This is a genomic window from Allocellulophaga tsushimaensis, assembly GCF_055383085.1.
Window position 1 is genome coordinate 1,291,370 of the sequence record NZ_AP039451.1, and the last position, 14,164, is coordinate 1,305,533.

13 protein-coding genes are annotated in these 14,164 nt (G+C 29.4%); 8 read left to right on the forward strand and 5 right to left on the reverse strand.

Annotation, left to right across the window (positions count from 1 at the left end):
- Positions 1-40: 40 nt before the first annotated feature.
- From ACZ451_RS05595 to ACZ451_RS05625, 7 genes are all read left to right on the forward strand, one after another.
- Positions 41-3,571, forward strand: a complete 3,531-nt coding sequence (locus ACZ451_RS05595; RefSeq protein WP_464216115.1) for a hypothetical protein — start codon at positions 41-43, stop codon at positions 3,569-3,571.
- Positions 3,568-3,987 (forward strand): rRNA maturation RNase YbeY, encoded by a 420-nt coding sequence (gene ybeY / locus ACZ451_RS05600; RefSeq protein ID WP_464216116.1) that lies wholly within the window; start codon positions 3,568-3,570, stop codon positions 3,985-3,987. The genes ACZ451_RS05595 and ybeY overlap by 4 nt, the downstream gene beginning before the upstream one ends.
- Before the next feature lie 5 nt (positions 3,988-3,992).
- A complete protein-coding gene (gene mnmG / locus ACZ451_RS05605; RefSeq protein ID WP_464216117.1) occupies positions 3,993-5,861 on the forward strand; it encodes a tRNA uridine-5-carboxymethylaminomethyl(34) synthesis enzyme MnmG in 1,869 nt (622 codons plus the stop codon).
- Positions 5,858-6,337, forward strand: coding sequence for a hypothetical protein (locus ACZ451_RS05610; RefSeq protein WP_464216118.1), 480 nt, complete (start codon positions 5,858-5,860; stop codon positions 6,335-6,337). Before mnmG ends, ACZ451_RS05610 begins: the two co-directional genes overlap by 4 nt.
- Before the next feature lie 236 nt (positions 6,338-6,573).
- Entirely contained in the window at positions 6,574-7,134 is a 561-nt protein-coding gene (locus ACZ451_RS05615; RefSeq protein ID WP_464216119.1) for a hypothetical protein, read from the forward strand.
- Positions 7,112-7,936 carry a class I SAM-dependent methyltransferase gene (locus ACZ451_RS05620; protein ID WP_464216120.1) on the forward strand — a complete coding sequence of 275 codons (825 nt, stop codon included), beginning with the start codon at positions 7,112-7,114 and terminating at the stop codon, positions 7,934-7,936. The genes ACZ451_RS05615 and ACZ451_RS05620 overlap by 23 nt, the downstream gene beginning before the upstream one ends.
- A gap of 254 nt (positions 7,937-8,190) precedes the next feature.
- Complete coding sequence (locus ACZ451_RS05625) at positions 8,191-9,288, forward strand: hypothetical protein (RefSeq protein WP_464216121.1); 1,098 nt, start codon at positions 8,191-8,193, stop codon at positions 9,286-9,288.
- Positions 9,289-9,459: 171 nt separating this feature from the next.
- Here ACZ451_RS05625 and ACZ451_RS05630 read toward each other — a convergent pair whose 3' ends face one another.
- From ACZ451_RS05630 to ACZ451_RS05650, 5 genes are all read right to left on the reverse strand, one after another.
- Entirely contained in the window at positions 9,460-9,906 is a 447-nt protein-coding gene (locus ACZ451_RS05630) for a YybH family protein (protein ID WP_464216122.1), read from the reverse strand.
- A gap of 3 nt (positions 9,907-9,909) precedes the next feature.
- Complete coding sequence (locus ACZ451_RS05635; protein WP_464216123.1) at positions 9,910-11,001, reverse strand: serine hydrolase domain-containing protein; 1,092 nt, start codon at positions 10,999-11,001, stop codon at positions 9,910-9,912.
- Positions 11,002-11,038: 37 nt separating this feature from the next.
- Positions 11,039-11,455: a nuclear transport factor 2 family protein gene (locus ACZ451_RS05640; protein WP_464216125.1), complete on the reverse strand. Its 417-nt coding sequence runs from the start codon at positions 11,453-11,455 to the stop codon at positions 11,039-11,041.
- A gap of 267 nt (positions 11,456-11,722) precedes the next feature.
- Positions 11,723-12,772 (reverse strand): helix-turn-helix domain-containing protein, encoded by a 1,050-nt coding sequence (locus tag ACZ451_RS05645; protein ID WP_464216126.1) that lies wholly within the window; start codon positions 12,770-12,772, stop codon positions 11,723-11,725.
- A 133-nt stretch (positions 12,773-12,905) separates the two neighbouring features.
- Positions 12,906-13,358 (reverse strand): DUF3157 family protein, encoded by a 453-nt coding sequence (locus tag ACZ451_RS05650; protein ID WP_464216127.1) that lies wholly within the window; start codon positions 13,356-13,358, stop codon positions 12,906-12,908.
- A gap of 163 nt (positions 13,359-13,521) precedes the next feature.
- Here ACZ451_RS05650 and ACZ451_RS05655 point away from each other — a divergent pair, with 163 nt between their 5' ends.
- The gene (locus ACZ451_RS05655; RefSeq protein ID WP_464216128.1) at positions 13,522-14,028 is read left to right on the forward strand and encodes an OmpH/Skp family outer membrane protein; all 507 of its coding nucleotides are present in this window, start codon (positions 13,522-13,524) and stop codon (positions 14,026-14,028) included.
- Positions 14,029-14,164: the final 136 nt, after the last annotated feature.

Below are 14,164 nucleotides of genomic sequence, written 5' to 3' on the forward strand. Positions count from 1 at the left end.
AATTATTTTAAGTATTTTAGTAGTAAAAACCCATGTTATTTTGAATAATTATCAAAACATTCAGCATAAACTAAGTCAGTTTATTCAAAAATATTATAAGAATATGCTCATAAAAGGTTTACTCCTTTTTTTAAGCCTTGGGGTATTATTTTTTATGATATTAATGGCAGTAGAATACTTCCTATGGATGAATTCTACTGGGCGTCTTTTTTTATTACTTGCTATTATTTGTATTGAAGGCTATTTATTATTCAGGTATTTTTTAACACCACTCTTTTATTTATTTAAGCTTAAAAAAGGAATTGACAATAAAGCTGCAGCTGTATTAATAGGAAAGCATTTTCCTAATGTAAATGATAAACTGTTTAATCTATTTGATTTAGCTGAAGATAAAAATAGATCGGAATTACTATTGGCAAGTATAGAACAACGATCTAAAAGTTTAAGTCCAATACCATTTACTAAAGCAATTGAGTATAAAAAGAGTTTGAGTTATGCTAAGTATTTAGCAATACCCATTTTGCTGATAGGTGTATTATGGTTTTCTGGAAATATTAGTTCCTTTTTTGGTTCTTATGAACGAGTTATTAATTATGATCTAGCTTATGAACCACCTGCTCCTTTTGCATTTCAATTGGTATCTCAAGATCTTGAAGTTTTAGAATCAGAACCTTTAGAAATTGCTATAAAAACAGTAGGTGATATAAAACCAGATGCTGTTTATATAAATGTTGAAGGAAAGAACCTATTAATGCAAGAACGAAATGGATTGTTTTATTATAATTTTCCTGCTCCACTAAAAAGTACAAGCTTTCATTTTACTGCAAATGAAGTTAATTCTAGAGATTATGAGTTATCCGTTTTAAAAACGCCATCTATTTTAGATTTTAATTTGGTTTTAGATTATCCAAATTATACAAAAAGAAGGACAGAGACTTTAAAAAGCAGTGGTAATGCTACTTTTCCAGAAGGCACATCTGTACGTTGGGAGATTAAAGGAGAAAATACAGATGCTGTAAATCTTGTGCTTAAAGATACTAATCTGCTTTTTACAAAAACAGAAAACGATTTCAAGCTGGCCAAAACTATTAAGAATAATCTTTCATATGAAATAGCTACTTCAAATAAAAATGTAAAAGCCTTTGAAACATTATCTTATAATTTTAAGGTCATTAAAGATGCATTTCCTAAGATAAGTGTAAAGGAAGTTAGAGACTCTTTAGATTTAAACGTAGCCTATTATATTGGTGAGTCTTCTGATGATTATGGTTTAAGCAGCATAAAACTGTTTTGCTACGAAACAAAGAATGCTAATAGTATACAGGAAATACTATTATTGTCACCTAAATCTAATGTTGAGCAGTTTTATTATACCTTCCCGTCTGGTTTAAATTTAGAAGAAGGAAAAGACTATAGTTTTTATTTTCAAGTATCTGATAATGATAGAGTTAATGGTTCTAAATCCGTAAAAAGTGAAATCTTTAGCTTAAGCATTTTAGACGTTAATCAGCTTAAAGATAAACAATTAGAAAATCAACAAAATATTATAAACGATTTAGATAAATCTTTTGAAAAGTTTAAAGAGCAAAAGAAAGATTTAAACGAAATTAATAAAGAACAAAAAGAAAAAAACAGTCTTAATTTTAATGATAAAAATAAAATAAAAGACTTTCTACAAAAGCAAGAACAGCAAGAAAGTTTAATGAAAAAGTTTTCTAAACAATTAAAAGAAAATTTAGAGAAATCTAGTGAAGATGAGAAGTTAAATAAATTCTTAAAAGAACGATTAGAAAGGCAAGAGTTGGCAGCTAAGAAAAATGAGGAAATGCTTAAAGAGTTGCAAAAAGTTGCAGACAAAATAAATAAAGAAGAATTAACTAAAAAGTTAGAAGAAATAGCTAAAAAACAAAATAGTAGCGAACGTAATTTGGAGCAGTTATTAGAATTGACCAAACGCTATTATGTTACTGAAAAGGCTTCGCAATTGGCTAAGGATTTGGAAGAATTAGCAAAAAAACAAGAAAAGGCTGCAGAATCTAACACATTAGACGAAGAGGCAAAAAAACAACAAGAGCAATTAAATAAAGATTTCGAGAAAATAGCTAAAGAATTAGAAACGCTAAAAAAGGATAATCAAAAGCTTAAAAAACCACTTAAGCTTGCTATTGATAAAGCAAAAGAAGATCAAGTAAAAGAAGATCAGAAATCTGCTTTAGATGAATTAAATAAACAAGAACTAAAACCAGAAGAAAATGCTGAGCAGCAAAAGCCTGAAAGTGCAAGTAAAAAGCAAAAATCTGCTGCACAACAAATGAAAGAAATGAGTGAATCTTTGCAACAATCTTCTTCTGCTGGAGGTTCAAGTGAATCCACAATTTCTGAAGATGCTGATATGCTCAGACAGATCTTAGATAATTTAGTCGTTTTTACTTTTGAACAAGAAGCACTAATGGATAATTTATCTACTCAAGAAAATACTTTTTCGCAACAATCTAAGATCATTAAAAAAGAACAAGAATTAAAAAAATTGTTCGAACATGTCGACGATAGTTTGTTTGCATTATCATTACGTGTACCTGAAATATCTGAAACCATAAACGAACAAATAACAGAAGTTTTTTATAATATAGATAAATCAGTGACCTCTTTAGCGGATAATAGAGCATACCAAAGTGTTGGGTATCAAAAATATGTGATTACTGCTGGTAATGTATTATCCGATCAATTGGCAAGTATACTTGATAATATGAATCAAAGCATGCAACAAGGTTCAGGCCAGGGTTCTGGTCAAGATTTTCAATTACCGGATATTATTAAGCAACAGGGTGAACTCGGAAAAAAAATGGGTGAGCAAGGTAAAGAAGGTAATGAAGGTAAGGAAGGACAACAAGGCAAATCTGGAGAAGGTAAAGATGGTCAAGAAGGCCAGCAAGGAGAGCAGGGACAAACGGGTAGCGGAAAAAATGTTGATAATGGTAAGCAAGGTAATGAGGGTAAATCTGGAAAGGGTAAAGAAGGTCAAGGTAAGGAGTCTGGGAATGGTAAAGATGATAAGGGACAAAAAGGAAATGATGGAAAAGCTAATGGAGAAGGCCAACCAGGTCAGGGAGATGGATCTGGTTCACAAGGTCAAAATGGTCAAGGTTTATCAGAACAAGAGTTGAAAGAAATTTATGAAATTTATAAACAACAAGAAATTATAAAACAAGCATTAGAAAAGCAGTTAGAGAATTTAATAAAAAATAGTGATAAACAACTTGGAAAAAGAATGTTGCAGCAAATGGAAGACTTCCAGAATGACTTATTAGAAAATGGAATTACGCAACGAACAATGGAAAAAGTTAACACTATCAACTATCAGCTTTTAAAACTAGAGAATGCTGCAATGAAACAAGGAAAAAAACAAGAAAGAGAAAGTAATTCTAATACAAATAATTATCAGAATCCTATATTAACCAAACCATCTAGTTTACAGAATTATAGAAACGAAATAGAAATTTTAAATAGACAAGCATTACCTTTGCAGCAAAATTTTAAAAATAAGGTAAGAGACTATTTTATAAAAGAATGATCGACTTTAATTACGAATTTGAATTTGAATTAAATAATGAAAACTATTATGCCGATTGGTTAACTAGAGTAATCATTTTACACCAAGGTTTTGTTTCTAATGTATCATTTATTTTTTGTGACGATTCTTACCTCTTAGAAATTAATAAACAGTATTTAAATCATGATACGTATACAGATATTATCACTTTTGATTATTGTAATGGTAAGACAATAAGTGGTGATATTTTTATATCGATAGAAAGAGTCAAGGAAAACGCATTAGATTTTAATGTAGATTTTGATACTGAATTAAAACGTGTAATGGCACATGGTATCCTACATCTTTTAGGTTTTAAAGACAAAGAAGATATGGATATAAAAATAATGCGTAGTAAAGAAGAAGAAACCATAAAACTGTTCCACGTGGAACATTAAAAATTATGTTTGATAAAGAATATGATGTTATAGTTGTAGGTGGTGGGCACGCCGGTGCTGAGGCTGCAGCTTCTGCAGCAAATATGGGATCTAAAGTATTGCTTGTAACCATGAATTTGCAAAACATCGGACAAATGTCTTGTAATCCTGCTATGGGTGGTATTGCTAAAGGACAAATTATAAGAGAAATTGATGCCTTAGGAGGTTATAGTGGAATTATTACCGACCTATCGGCCATACAATTTAAAATGCTTAATAAATCTAAAGGACCTGCAATGTGGAGTCCTAGAGCGCAAAGTGATCGAATGCGTTTTGCAGAAGAATGGCGTTTAGCATTAGAAAGAACTCCTAATGTAGATTTTTACCAAGAAATGGTTTCTGGTCTTATTGTTGAAAATCATAAAGCCGTTGGCGTAGTTACTTCTTTAGGGATTCAAATAAAAAGTAAATCAGTAATACTTACTAATGGTACATTTTTAAATGGATTGATACATATAGGAGAGCGTCAATTGGGAGGTGGTAGAGCCGGTGAAAAAGCGGCAACAGGTATTACTGAACAATTAGTAAATCTTGGTTTTGAAAGCGGAAGAATGAAAACAGGTACGCCACCAAGAGTAGATGGTAGGTCTCTAGATTTTTCTAAAATGATAGTGCAACCTGGTGACGCTATACCAGAGAAATTTAGTTACACCAATACAAAACCATTAGCACATCAACGTGATTGTCATATGAGTCATACTAGTGAATTAGTTCATGATTTATTACGCGAAGGTTTTGACAGATCACCAATGTTTAACGGTAGAATAAAAAGTTTAGGACCAAGATATTGCCCTTCAATTGAAGACAAAATAAATAGATTCGCAGACAAAACGAGTCATCAACTATTTGTAGAACCAGAAGGTTGGGATACAGTTGAAGTTTATGTTAATGGTTTCTCAACATCTTTACCCGAAGATGTTCAATTTAAAGCACTTCGTTCTGTAGTAGGTTTTGAAAATGTAAAGTTTTTTAGACCTGGTTATGCTATAGAATATGATTATTTTCCACCTACACAATTAAAGCATTCTTTAGAAACGAAGTTGGTTGAAAATTTATTTTTTGCCGGTCAAATTAATGGCACTACAGGTTATGAAGAGGCAGCCTCTCAAGGATTAATGGCGGGTATAAATGCGCATCTAAAAGTAACAGAAAAAGACCCTTTTATCTTAACAAGAGATGAAGCTTATATTGGTGTTTTAGTTGATGATTTAATTACAAAAGGAACTGAAGAGCCATACAGAATGTTTACATCTAGAGCAGAATATAGAACCTTATTAAGACAAGATAATGCTGATTTGCGTTTAACACCAAGAGGATATCAACTCGGTTTAGCAGATGAAAATCGTCTAAAACGTATGGAAGAAAAACTTGATAAATCAGAACGATTCGTAGATTTCTTTAGAAAAACAAGTGTAGTTCCAAATGATATTAACCCCATTTTGGAAGATGTAAATTCTGCAACAGTTAATCAATCTGCTAAAATGTTTAAATTCTTTTCTAGACCAAAAGTTACTATGGATCATATGCTGCAATTAGATGCAGTTTCATCGTTTGTAAAGGAAAATACTATAGATAGGGAAGTATTAGAGCAAACAGAAGTTCAGGTTAAATATGCTGGTTATATTGCTAAAGAAAAAAATAATGCAGACAAACTACATCGATTAGAGAATGTAAAAATACCTGCTAATTTTGATTATACTAAACTAAAATCTTTGTCTTACGAAGCAAGAGAAAAGATGACAGCAATACAACCCGTAACTATTTCACAGGCATCTAGAATCAGTGGTGTTTCTCCAAGTGATATAAGTGTACTGTTAGTGTATCTAGGACGATGAAAAAATCTTTATTTTTTAAACAATTAAAACCTTTAACACCAAAAATAATTGGCTTTATTATTTTATTGGTATTAGTTATAATGATGATTAATTATGCCATACCCTTAAGTCAATTAATTACAATGTCGTTGATTGGAATTGTATTAATTGGCTATTCTATTTCTTATGAAATTGCAAACGATTTTAAGAACAAACAACATATTAAATTGTTTGGATTAAGCATTCTTAAATTAAAATTAGATTGTATTTATCCTGAATATATTTCTGTGTTTTCTGCTAAATTCAAACAAGGTTCAGATTGGGGACCAATAGCTGCTTTAGGGAACGAGAGAAAACATAAAAGTTATGTGATTCGTTTTTTTAAAGGAAACAAACATTTTACTGTATATAAAAGTAAATCTTTAGCAGATGTAAAAGAAAAAGCGAAGACATTATCTGTCTTTTTAGATGTTGAATTGGTAGACAAAACAACATAATGTTCCACGTGGAACAATTCCAAATTTTTGTTGTGAAAGCATTATTTTTTGTGGTTTATATATCTGTCGATGAAGAACTTTTTTCAAAAGAAGTATTGTTTTTAAGGTGGTAAAAGCCTAGATTAATTTAGTTTTATGTCCGTAAATTATCTGTATGATTAAAAGTAAAAGTTTTAATATTAGTAATTTGGTATAATATTTGAATTCTTTTTTGAACTCAAACAAAAACAACACAAATGAAAAAAATTACTATTCTCCTTATGGGTTTATTTCTGTTTCATTCCTGTATCCCCTTACAAATTGCTCCAAACATAGAAGATTATAAAATTGTAAAAGGCAGAAAATTTAAAAAAGGTTTGCCTAAAAGACAGACTTTTATTTTTGAAGACCCTAAAGAAGCTGAAGAGTTCTATACCTATGTAAATACAAAATTTAACTTAAATCATACGGACGTATATGACGATATTCCTTTTCAAATTAACGATAAACAGTTTTTCTTTTCGTTCTATGAAGTAGAGAAAAAAACGAAAGCACTTAATTTAGTTCCCATAGCAGTTGATGTTGCTGCAAATGGATTATTAAAAAATGAAGATTTTGAAACGTATGCTACAACAGAAGACAATACCATTTCTAGAGAAGGGCATTTCTATATTGCTTTAGAAGTTTATAATGATGAAGAAAACGATTGTTTAGCAGAAAATTCTTTTTCACGCGATACGGTTTTAAAGTATCTTCGTAATTTAAAAGAGGAATATTTAGCGACTGATAATTATAATGAAACACTATTTAAAAACTAAAGATTATGCTGTTAGTCAAGAAGAGTTTGAATTAGTATATGATACAGATTTAGATTTATTAGTGACAACTCCGCAACCAAATAATTTAAGTGTTTATTATGATAGTGAAGTATATATTTCTCATACCGATGCTAGAAAAACATTTGTAGACAAAATATATCAATCAGTAAAAAAAATAAATCTAAAAAATAAACTTCAGCTTATAGCATCCTATAGCAATGCTAAAAATCTTTTAGATGTAGGAGCAGGCACAGCCGATTTTTTAATACATGCAAAAGAGAACCATTGGAATTCTACAGGTGTAGAGCCAAATATAAAAGCTCAAGAAAAAGCCAAACAAAAAGGGATTGAATTATTTTCTGATTTAAAAGCTTTGGAAAATAAAAAATTTAATGTAATTACCCTTTGGCATGTTTTGGAACATCTACCAGATTTAGAAGATCAAATAAAAACACTTTATAATTTATTAGATGAAGATGGTACTTTGGTAATTGCTGTTCCAAATTATAAATCTTACGATGCGCAGTATTATAAAAACTTTTGGGCAGCGTATGATGTGCCAAGACACTTATGGCATTTTTCTAAAACTGCCATTCAAAAACTTTTTGTAAAACAAGGATTAGAAGTGGTGAAAATTAAACCAATGCTTTTTGATGCCTTTTATGTTTCGCTCTTATCTGAAAAATATAAAACAGGAAAACAAAATTTTATGAAAGCTTTTTTTATCGGATTAAGGTCTAATCTAAAAGCGTGGCAAACAAAAGAGTATTCATCACATATTTATATTCTTAAGAAAGCCTAAAACGCATTTTAAGCTCATTTCCTGATTGTTTTGAGCTTTAATTGTCTACTAGATTGTTTTTTTAGAGAAACGTTTAAATAGCCCCTTTTAAAAAAGCCGTTTTAGATAGTTAAAAATTATACTTTACTCATTAAAGTATAACTAATTCTTATAGTTGTGTTTTTTGCTTTTTTTGGAATGAAACGAGTAACGTAATTTTTTTGACACAGCTTAAATAAAAAATGAAGATTAATTATAAATTAAAAGATTTGAAAATGAAAAAAATTCTTGTAATAGTTATTTTAATATTTTTTTCATCTTATTTGAGTATGGCACAAAATAAGACAGATATGAATGAGCGGTTTTATAAGTTTGGATATAAAATTACTAGAGATGTTTTCGTAAAACCAGATTCATACTTTTATAAAACAGTGTCTGTATCTACATTAGAAAATTTAAAATCTAAATTAATATCCTTAGATTCTATTCAAATTATAGTAGATTCTATTCAATCTAATGCAACATTAAAAGTTATTAATAATACTGATGCTAGTCAGCTTTTTTTTTCTACTGAAATCCCAGAATTAATTCAGAGTGGAGATTTTGAAAAAAGATTAGAAAGGAAAGTTAGAAGTCTTTTAAAAATAGATCTTCATAAAACAGCGCTTTTTAATAGTGATGCTCAAGAAATAGAAGTGAAAAATTCTTATGGTTCTTCTGGTCATGGAGCTTCTAAATATATTTTAAAAAATGGAGAACGCACAAAATATTATTATGATAGATTTACAAAAAACAGTAAAATTATAGATAAGTTAACACCTTCAGAATCTTTAACAGGATCCGCTACATATCATATTCAATTTCTAGTGGATTATACCTCAATAAAACTTTCAAAAGAAAATATTGGAGAGAACTTTAAGTTTGGGAATGATGAATATAAACTAGTTGCTATTTTTTATAATAAAGTTATTTTAAGTAAGTTAAATACTAAAGAACAAGCTTTAAATGACTCTAGTACTTCTGAAATTTCTTTAATAACACTTTCTGAAAATGAAAAAGAAGAGTATGTACCATATAATACTAAAGAAATAGAAGAATTAAAGAAACAAGATCCTAAAAAATATAGTGCATTATCTAATTTAACTATAAAAGGTCAAAAAATATATAAAGACCTGTATTCAGCCTTTGAAAAAAACAAGGATTTACCCCTTACAGATTTTAAAAAATATATAACTGTTGAAGAAATAAAAGGAACAGTAGATCATAACAATAGAGAAAAGTATATTGTTCTACGTGGTCAAAAAAATCTTGAAACTTTTATTTTATATAGCCCAGTATATCTAAATAAACCTATTACGATATCTTTAAATTAACTACACTATTTCTAAGTATATAATTACATGAAATATAGTTTTAAAAGATTTTTATAGTAAACTTTCAAACCTTACTTAATTTCTGCATTAGCAATTATTTCTACAGGTTTCCCAAATTACTATTTCAAAAATTTTATCAGATATCTAATAAACAGTACTTTGATTATAACTTTATATATTATTCCAAATATCCAAATACATTTTCCAGTCTCCATTTATTTTTTTCCAAACAATAACATACTTGCCTCCCCAGGTTCTTTCTTCGCCTTTGGTATTTTTAGTTTTACCTTCATAATAACCATAATCATACGCTGTATCCTTAATAATGGTTATTTCGCTTTGTGTAATCTTATGATATGATGTACTTAACCCTTCAGGTAAAGTCCAATATTTGATAATATCTTCTCCTTCTAATATTTTGGTATTATTAGGGAAGATTTTTGCATCTTCTGTATAAGATGCAACTATCATTTCATAGTTTGAGGACATAACATATTTTGAAAAATTCGCTGTATTCTTCAATATAGTTTGAATGTCTTTTTTGTTTCCGTTTAGTGTTTGTGCTTTTGAGTGATTGAAGCATAAAAGCGTTATTATAAGTAGTGTTAATGCTCTCATAGTTTATATGTTTTTTTGAGTGATGATGTTTTTGATTTTATCTGCCATATCCATTACATTAAAAAACTTTTGATTCTTTAAAATAATAATATAAACTTCTTCTTCAGGGAAATATCTAATGACTGCTTCATAGCTTCCTTGTTCGCCATGATGATGGTGAACCTCTAGTTTGTCACCGTCCCATTCTAAAACACCTAAAGGTGATTGTGATCCTTCTCTTTCAGAAAGGAGTTTTATGGATTCTTTTGATAGCAATTGATAGCTGTGCAAGTGCTGGAGATACTGGTAAATATCCTGCGCTGTAAATAACATTAAAAACTTTATACCGTCCATCTTAAAAGCATCAAGATGCTTGTCTTTGTCAAAAGGATAAGCAGGTAAGGTTTCGTTTTTCCAGGGAGTTGCCTTTCCAAAATAACTATTGGTCATTTTTGAGGGTATAAATATGTTCTGCGTCACATAGTCCTCAAAAGATTGACCAGAAACCTCTTCTACAATATGGATGAGCAATATAGGATTGTAGTTTGAATAGAGATAGTCTGTACCAGGCTCAAAAGCAAGCTGTTCTACTTTCTTTAAATCATTCAGCAACAATTCGTGAGTAACAGTCATTTCATTTTCCCCATAACGCTCCCACGCTACTCTTGGTAAACCACTTGTGTATTTAAATAACTGCTGAATACTTATTGTAGATGCCCAAGCCGGTAAATTTTTAAGATATGTACTCACCTTATCTTCAAGTTTAAGGTTTCCGCGTTCGTAGAGTTGCATTACAGCCACTCCCGGAAATTCTTTAGAAATAGAACCAATAGCGAAACGATGATTTGCTGTTAAAGGTTCTTTTGTTTTAGGATGGGCAATACCAAAAGAGTTTTCATATAAAATTTCTTTATTTTTTATAACAAGAACATTACCATTGAGTTCTCCTTTTTGGTTTATTTCATCAACATAAGCATCTATCGTTTTGTAGTTTTTACAGCCAGAAAGCGCCAAGGTTAATACTAATATTAAGAGTTGAATTATTTTATGTTTCATTTTATAATTAGGGTATTTAATATTTTCAATAGCATTATTATTAGCTAGGTTTAATTCCAAAGGCTTTTTATAATTTTCAATGACAAAATAAATTTCATTAGTTCTGTTTTCTATAAAATATTTTACTGACGACCTTCCATTCCCCATTAATTTTTATGAGATTCATATAATCAATAAAACTGAAGGTTTCATAATCTATTTCTAACTTTGTACTCGCTACATTACCTGTTATATTTATATAAGCAATACGTGTTTCTCTGTTTTGTTTTGGACCAGGTTTTATTACGTTTTTAAAAAATTCTATAGCATTGACCTCTTTGTATTCGCCATTGCGTATAAATTTCATAGTAGCGTCTTTATGAAAGGCTTTTTTTAGCGTTTCAAAATCGTTATTTGTACCACCGTCTAAGTAATAAGAAACCGTTTTTTCAATTTGAGTGTAGTCTGAATCTTGTGCGAACAAATTAGCTGAAAAGCTTAACGTAATTAATAATAGTGTGATTGATGTTTTCATATTTGGATTGATTATAATTAAAGTTTAGTATTTAGCACTTTTTATGACCTATTTGGTGACCGAAACTGAAGCTGATGGGTCTTTACCAATTATAAGTAATTTGTCTGGGTCTTTACTTGAGTTTTTACATCCTAGTAGAATAAATAGAATTAATTGTAGGAATGTTATTTTTTGCATACGATATAAGTTTACCGCAATATGCAATCATTCTTATTTAAAAAGGTTTTCTATTATAAATCCGAACTACTACGATGTAAATAAAGACTTTTAATTGGTTTCTTTTTGACTCTTTTCTTTTTTGTATTTAGCCGGTGTAGTGCCTGTTATTTTTTTGAAAGTTGTAAAAAAAGTAGACTTAGAGTTAAAACCACAATCGTAACCAATAGTTTCAATTGTGTATGCTTCACTTGAAATTAATAATTGTTTAGCTTCTTCAATTCGAAATTCGTTAATAAATAAGGAAAATGATTTTCCTAAATTATCATTTAAAAGTTGTGATAATTGATGAGATGAAATATTGAGTTGATGAGCAATATCTGATAATTTTAAATTGGGGTTTTTGAATAATTTTTCACCCTTAATTACTGTAAATTTTTCTATAATTAGTTTTACCTCTTCTGTGTCAATTTTTTTATTCTCATATTTCACTTTTTTTTCAAAAAACAAAGTGTTTTTATTCCTTTTAAACAACCATAATAAAACGAAAAGGTAAAAAACAAATGAAAATGATAAGGCTCCAACAATGTAGGAGGTATAGGAAGCAATATTATAAGAAAGCCAAATAATTGATACTCCTCCAAAAATACTTAACAACCAAACTTCAACCTCATTAGGCTTTGTACTTTTTGAGACTACTTTTTTTAAAATATGTTTTAATTTAAAACCAGTTAAAAGAATATAAACCAACCATTGAAAATAAATCCCCTTAACTAAGAATGTGGTCCACAGTTTTCTATTGTCTAAATATGGATATACAATTCCTAATATAATTACTATGCTTAAAGAAGGAATTATGTGAATCCACCATTTTTTAGCTTTTGATGGTTTTGTTTGAGATACGGTATATAGGTAAAGTACTGGTCCAATTAATACACAAGCAGAAAGCCCTATCTGTATAAAGACATTAAATAAATTTGGATTAAAAAATAAGAATACTGATTTTATAATTCTTATACTCAAGACCAGTAGTAATAACACTAAAAAGTAATTCGAAAACTTTTTCTTTTTTGCGACAATAGCAAAGTAGAGAGATAGTAAAAACCCATTAAATGCTCCTAAAGCACTAAAAAAGAAGATGAGTTGGTTTTCAAAATTCATTTATATAATTTGATGTTTTTATCAAAGATTTTAACTGTTCGTTCTAATATTTGTTAACAATTAAATATCGTTATTAATTATATAACTTAATGTTTAATTTAAGGGTCTTGAAAATGTAATTCTGATAAAGATCCTAAAACTTCAGATCAATCTTCTTTGTAAATGCATAACCGGTGCGTTTGTACACCACCTTTTTGCCATTTGCACAAAGTACGTAACGGCCAGTTTGTTTTTGTTCCTGTATGCTTAGTAAGATAACATCCGCAACTGCACATTTAGCATCTTTAGCCACACGCTTTTTTAAATGTTTAATAGTGGCTTTACCACGTTTTAATTGCGCTTGTATTTTTTGATTTCCCTTTGGCTCTTTAAAACTTTCTGTTGGTACGCACGATGATGTTGCCGATGGTACTGGCATAATCATCGTTTTAGATGTTGTTCTACTAGGGGTATTATTGATATATTCCCAGGTAAAATCTGCTTTTAAAAGTACTTTTTTACCATCTTCAGTAGTAACAACCTCACCTTTTTGTGCGCTAAGGGTAAAGAAACTAAGGATAAATAAAAATGCGTATATAAATTTCATGACGGTCTAATTTTCTCAAAAGTAACTAAATAGTAATACAATAGGAGAAAGTTATTTTATGAAAGCATAAACTTTTTTAGAATAATCCAAAAGCTTTTCTATTTTTGCGCAGCATTAAATTAATAGGTTTCTGAGTTTTTCAGAAATGAAATAAAGAAAGAAAATGAAAAAAGTACTAGTAGCAATCGTAGCTTTAACAGCATTTGCATGTCAACAGAATAAAATAGGCTTTGTAGATAATCAGAAAATATTAAACGATTATCAAGAAAAAATAGATATTGAAGCGAAACTAAAAACAAAAGGAGAGGCTTTTACTAAGAAAAAAGATAGTATTTCTCAAGTATTTCAACTTAGATACACAGCTTTCCAGGCAAAAGCAGAAAAAATGAGTCAAGACAAAGCACAAACAGAATATGGTGTTTTACAACAAGAAAGCCAATTTTTAGCACAACAGTTACAGCAAGAAGAGAAAAATATACAAGAAGCAAGCCAAGTAGAGATGGATAGCCTTATCAGCAAAGTTAAAAAGCAAATTAAAAGCTATGCTAAAACAAATGGCTATACCTATATTTTAAGTGGTGGTGATGGTGGTAGTGTTCTTTACGGAGTAGAAACTCAAGATGTTACAGAACCTATACTTAAAATTTTAAATGATAGTTATAAAAAATAATAGCAAACTTATTTTAAATCATAAAAAATGCCGACTAAATTAGCCGGCATTTTTTTTAGCGTTTTTTTGAATGGGTTATTTTATAAATAGCATCCATAGCATTTAAATAAATGCTAATGTATTATACTTATTTAAA

Coding starts and splice junctions, on each gene's coding strand:
- ACZ451_RS05655 (WP_464216128.1), top strand. CDS start 13,522: ATGAAAAAAGTACTAGTAGCAATCGTAGCTTTAACAGCATTTGCATGT.
- ACZ451_RS05610 (WP_464216118.1), top strand. CDS start 5,858: ATGAAAAAATCTTTATTTTTTAAACAATTAAAACCTTTAACACCAAAA.
- ACZ451_RS05620 (WP_464216120.1), top strand. CDS start 7,112: ATGAAACACTATTTAAAAACTAAAGATTATGCTGTTAGTCAAGAAGAG.
- ACZ451_RS05640 (WP_464216125.1), bottom strand. CDS start 11,455: ATGAAAACATCAATCACACTATTATTAATTACGTTAAGCTTTTCAGCT.
- ACZ451_RS05615 (WP_464216119.1), top strand. CDS start 6,574: ATGAAAAAAATTACTATTCTCCTTATGGGTTTATTTCTGTTTCATTCC.
- ACZ451_RS05645 (WP_464216126.1), bottom strand. CDS start 12,772: ATGAATTTTGAAAACCAACTCATCTTCTTTTTTAGTGCTTTAGGAGCA.
- mnmG (WP_464216117.1), top strand. CDS start 3,993: ATGTTTGATAAAGAATATGATGTTATAGTTGTAGGTGGTGGGCACGCC.
- ACZ451_RS05630 (WP_464216122.1), bottom strand. CDS start 9,906: ATGAGAGCATTAACACTACTTATAATAACGCTTTTATGCTTCAATCAC.
- ybeY (WP_464216116.1), top strand. CDS start 3,568: ATGATCGACTTTAATTACGAATTTGAATTTGAATTAAATAATGAAAAC.
- ACZ451_RS05650 (WP_464216127.1), bottom strand. CDS start 13,358: ATGAAATTTATATACGCATTTTTATTTATCCTTAGTTTCTTTACCCTT.
- ACZ451_RS05625 (WP_464216121.1), top strand. CDS start 8,191: ATGAAAAAAATTCTTGTAATAGTTATTTTAATATTTTTTTCATCTTAT.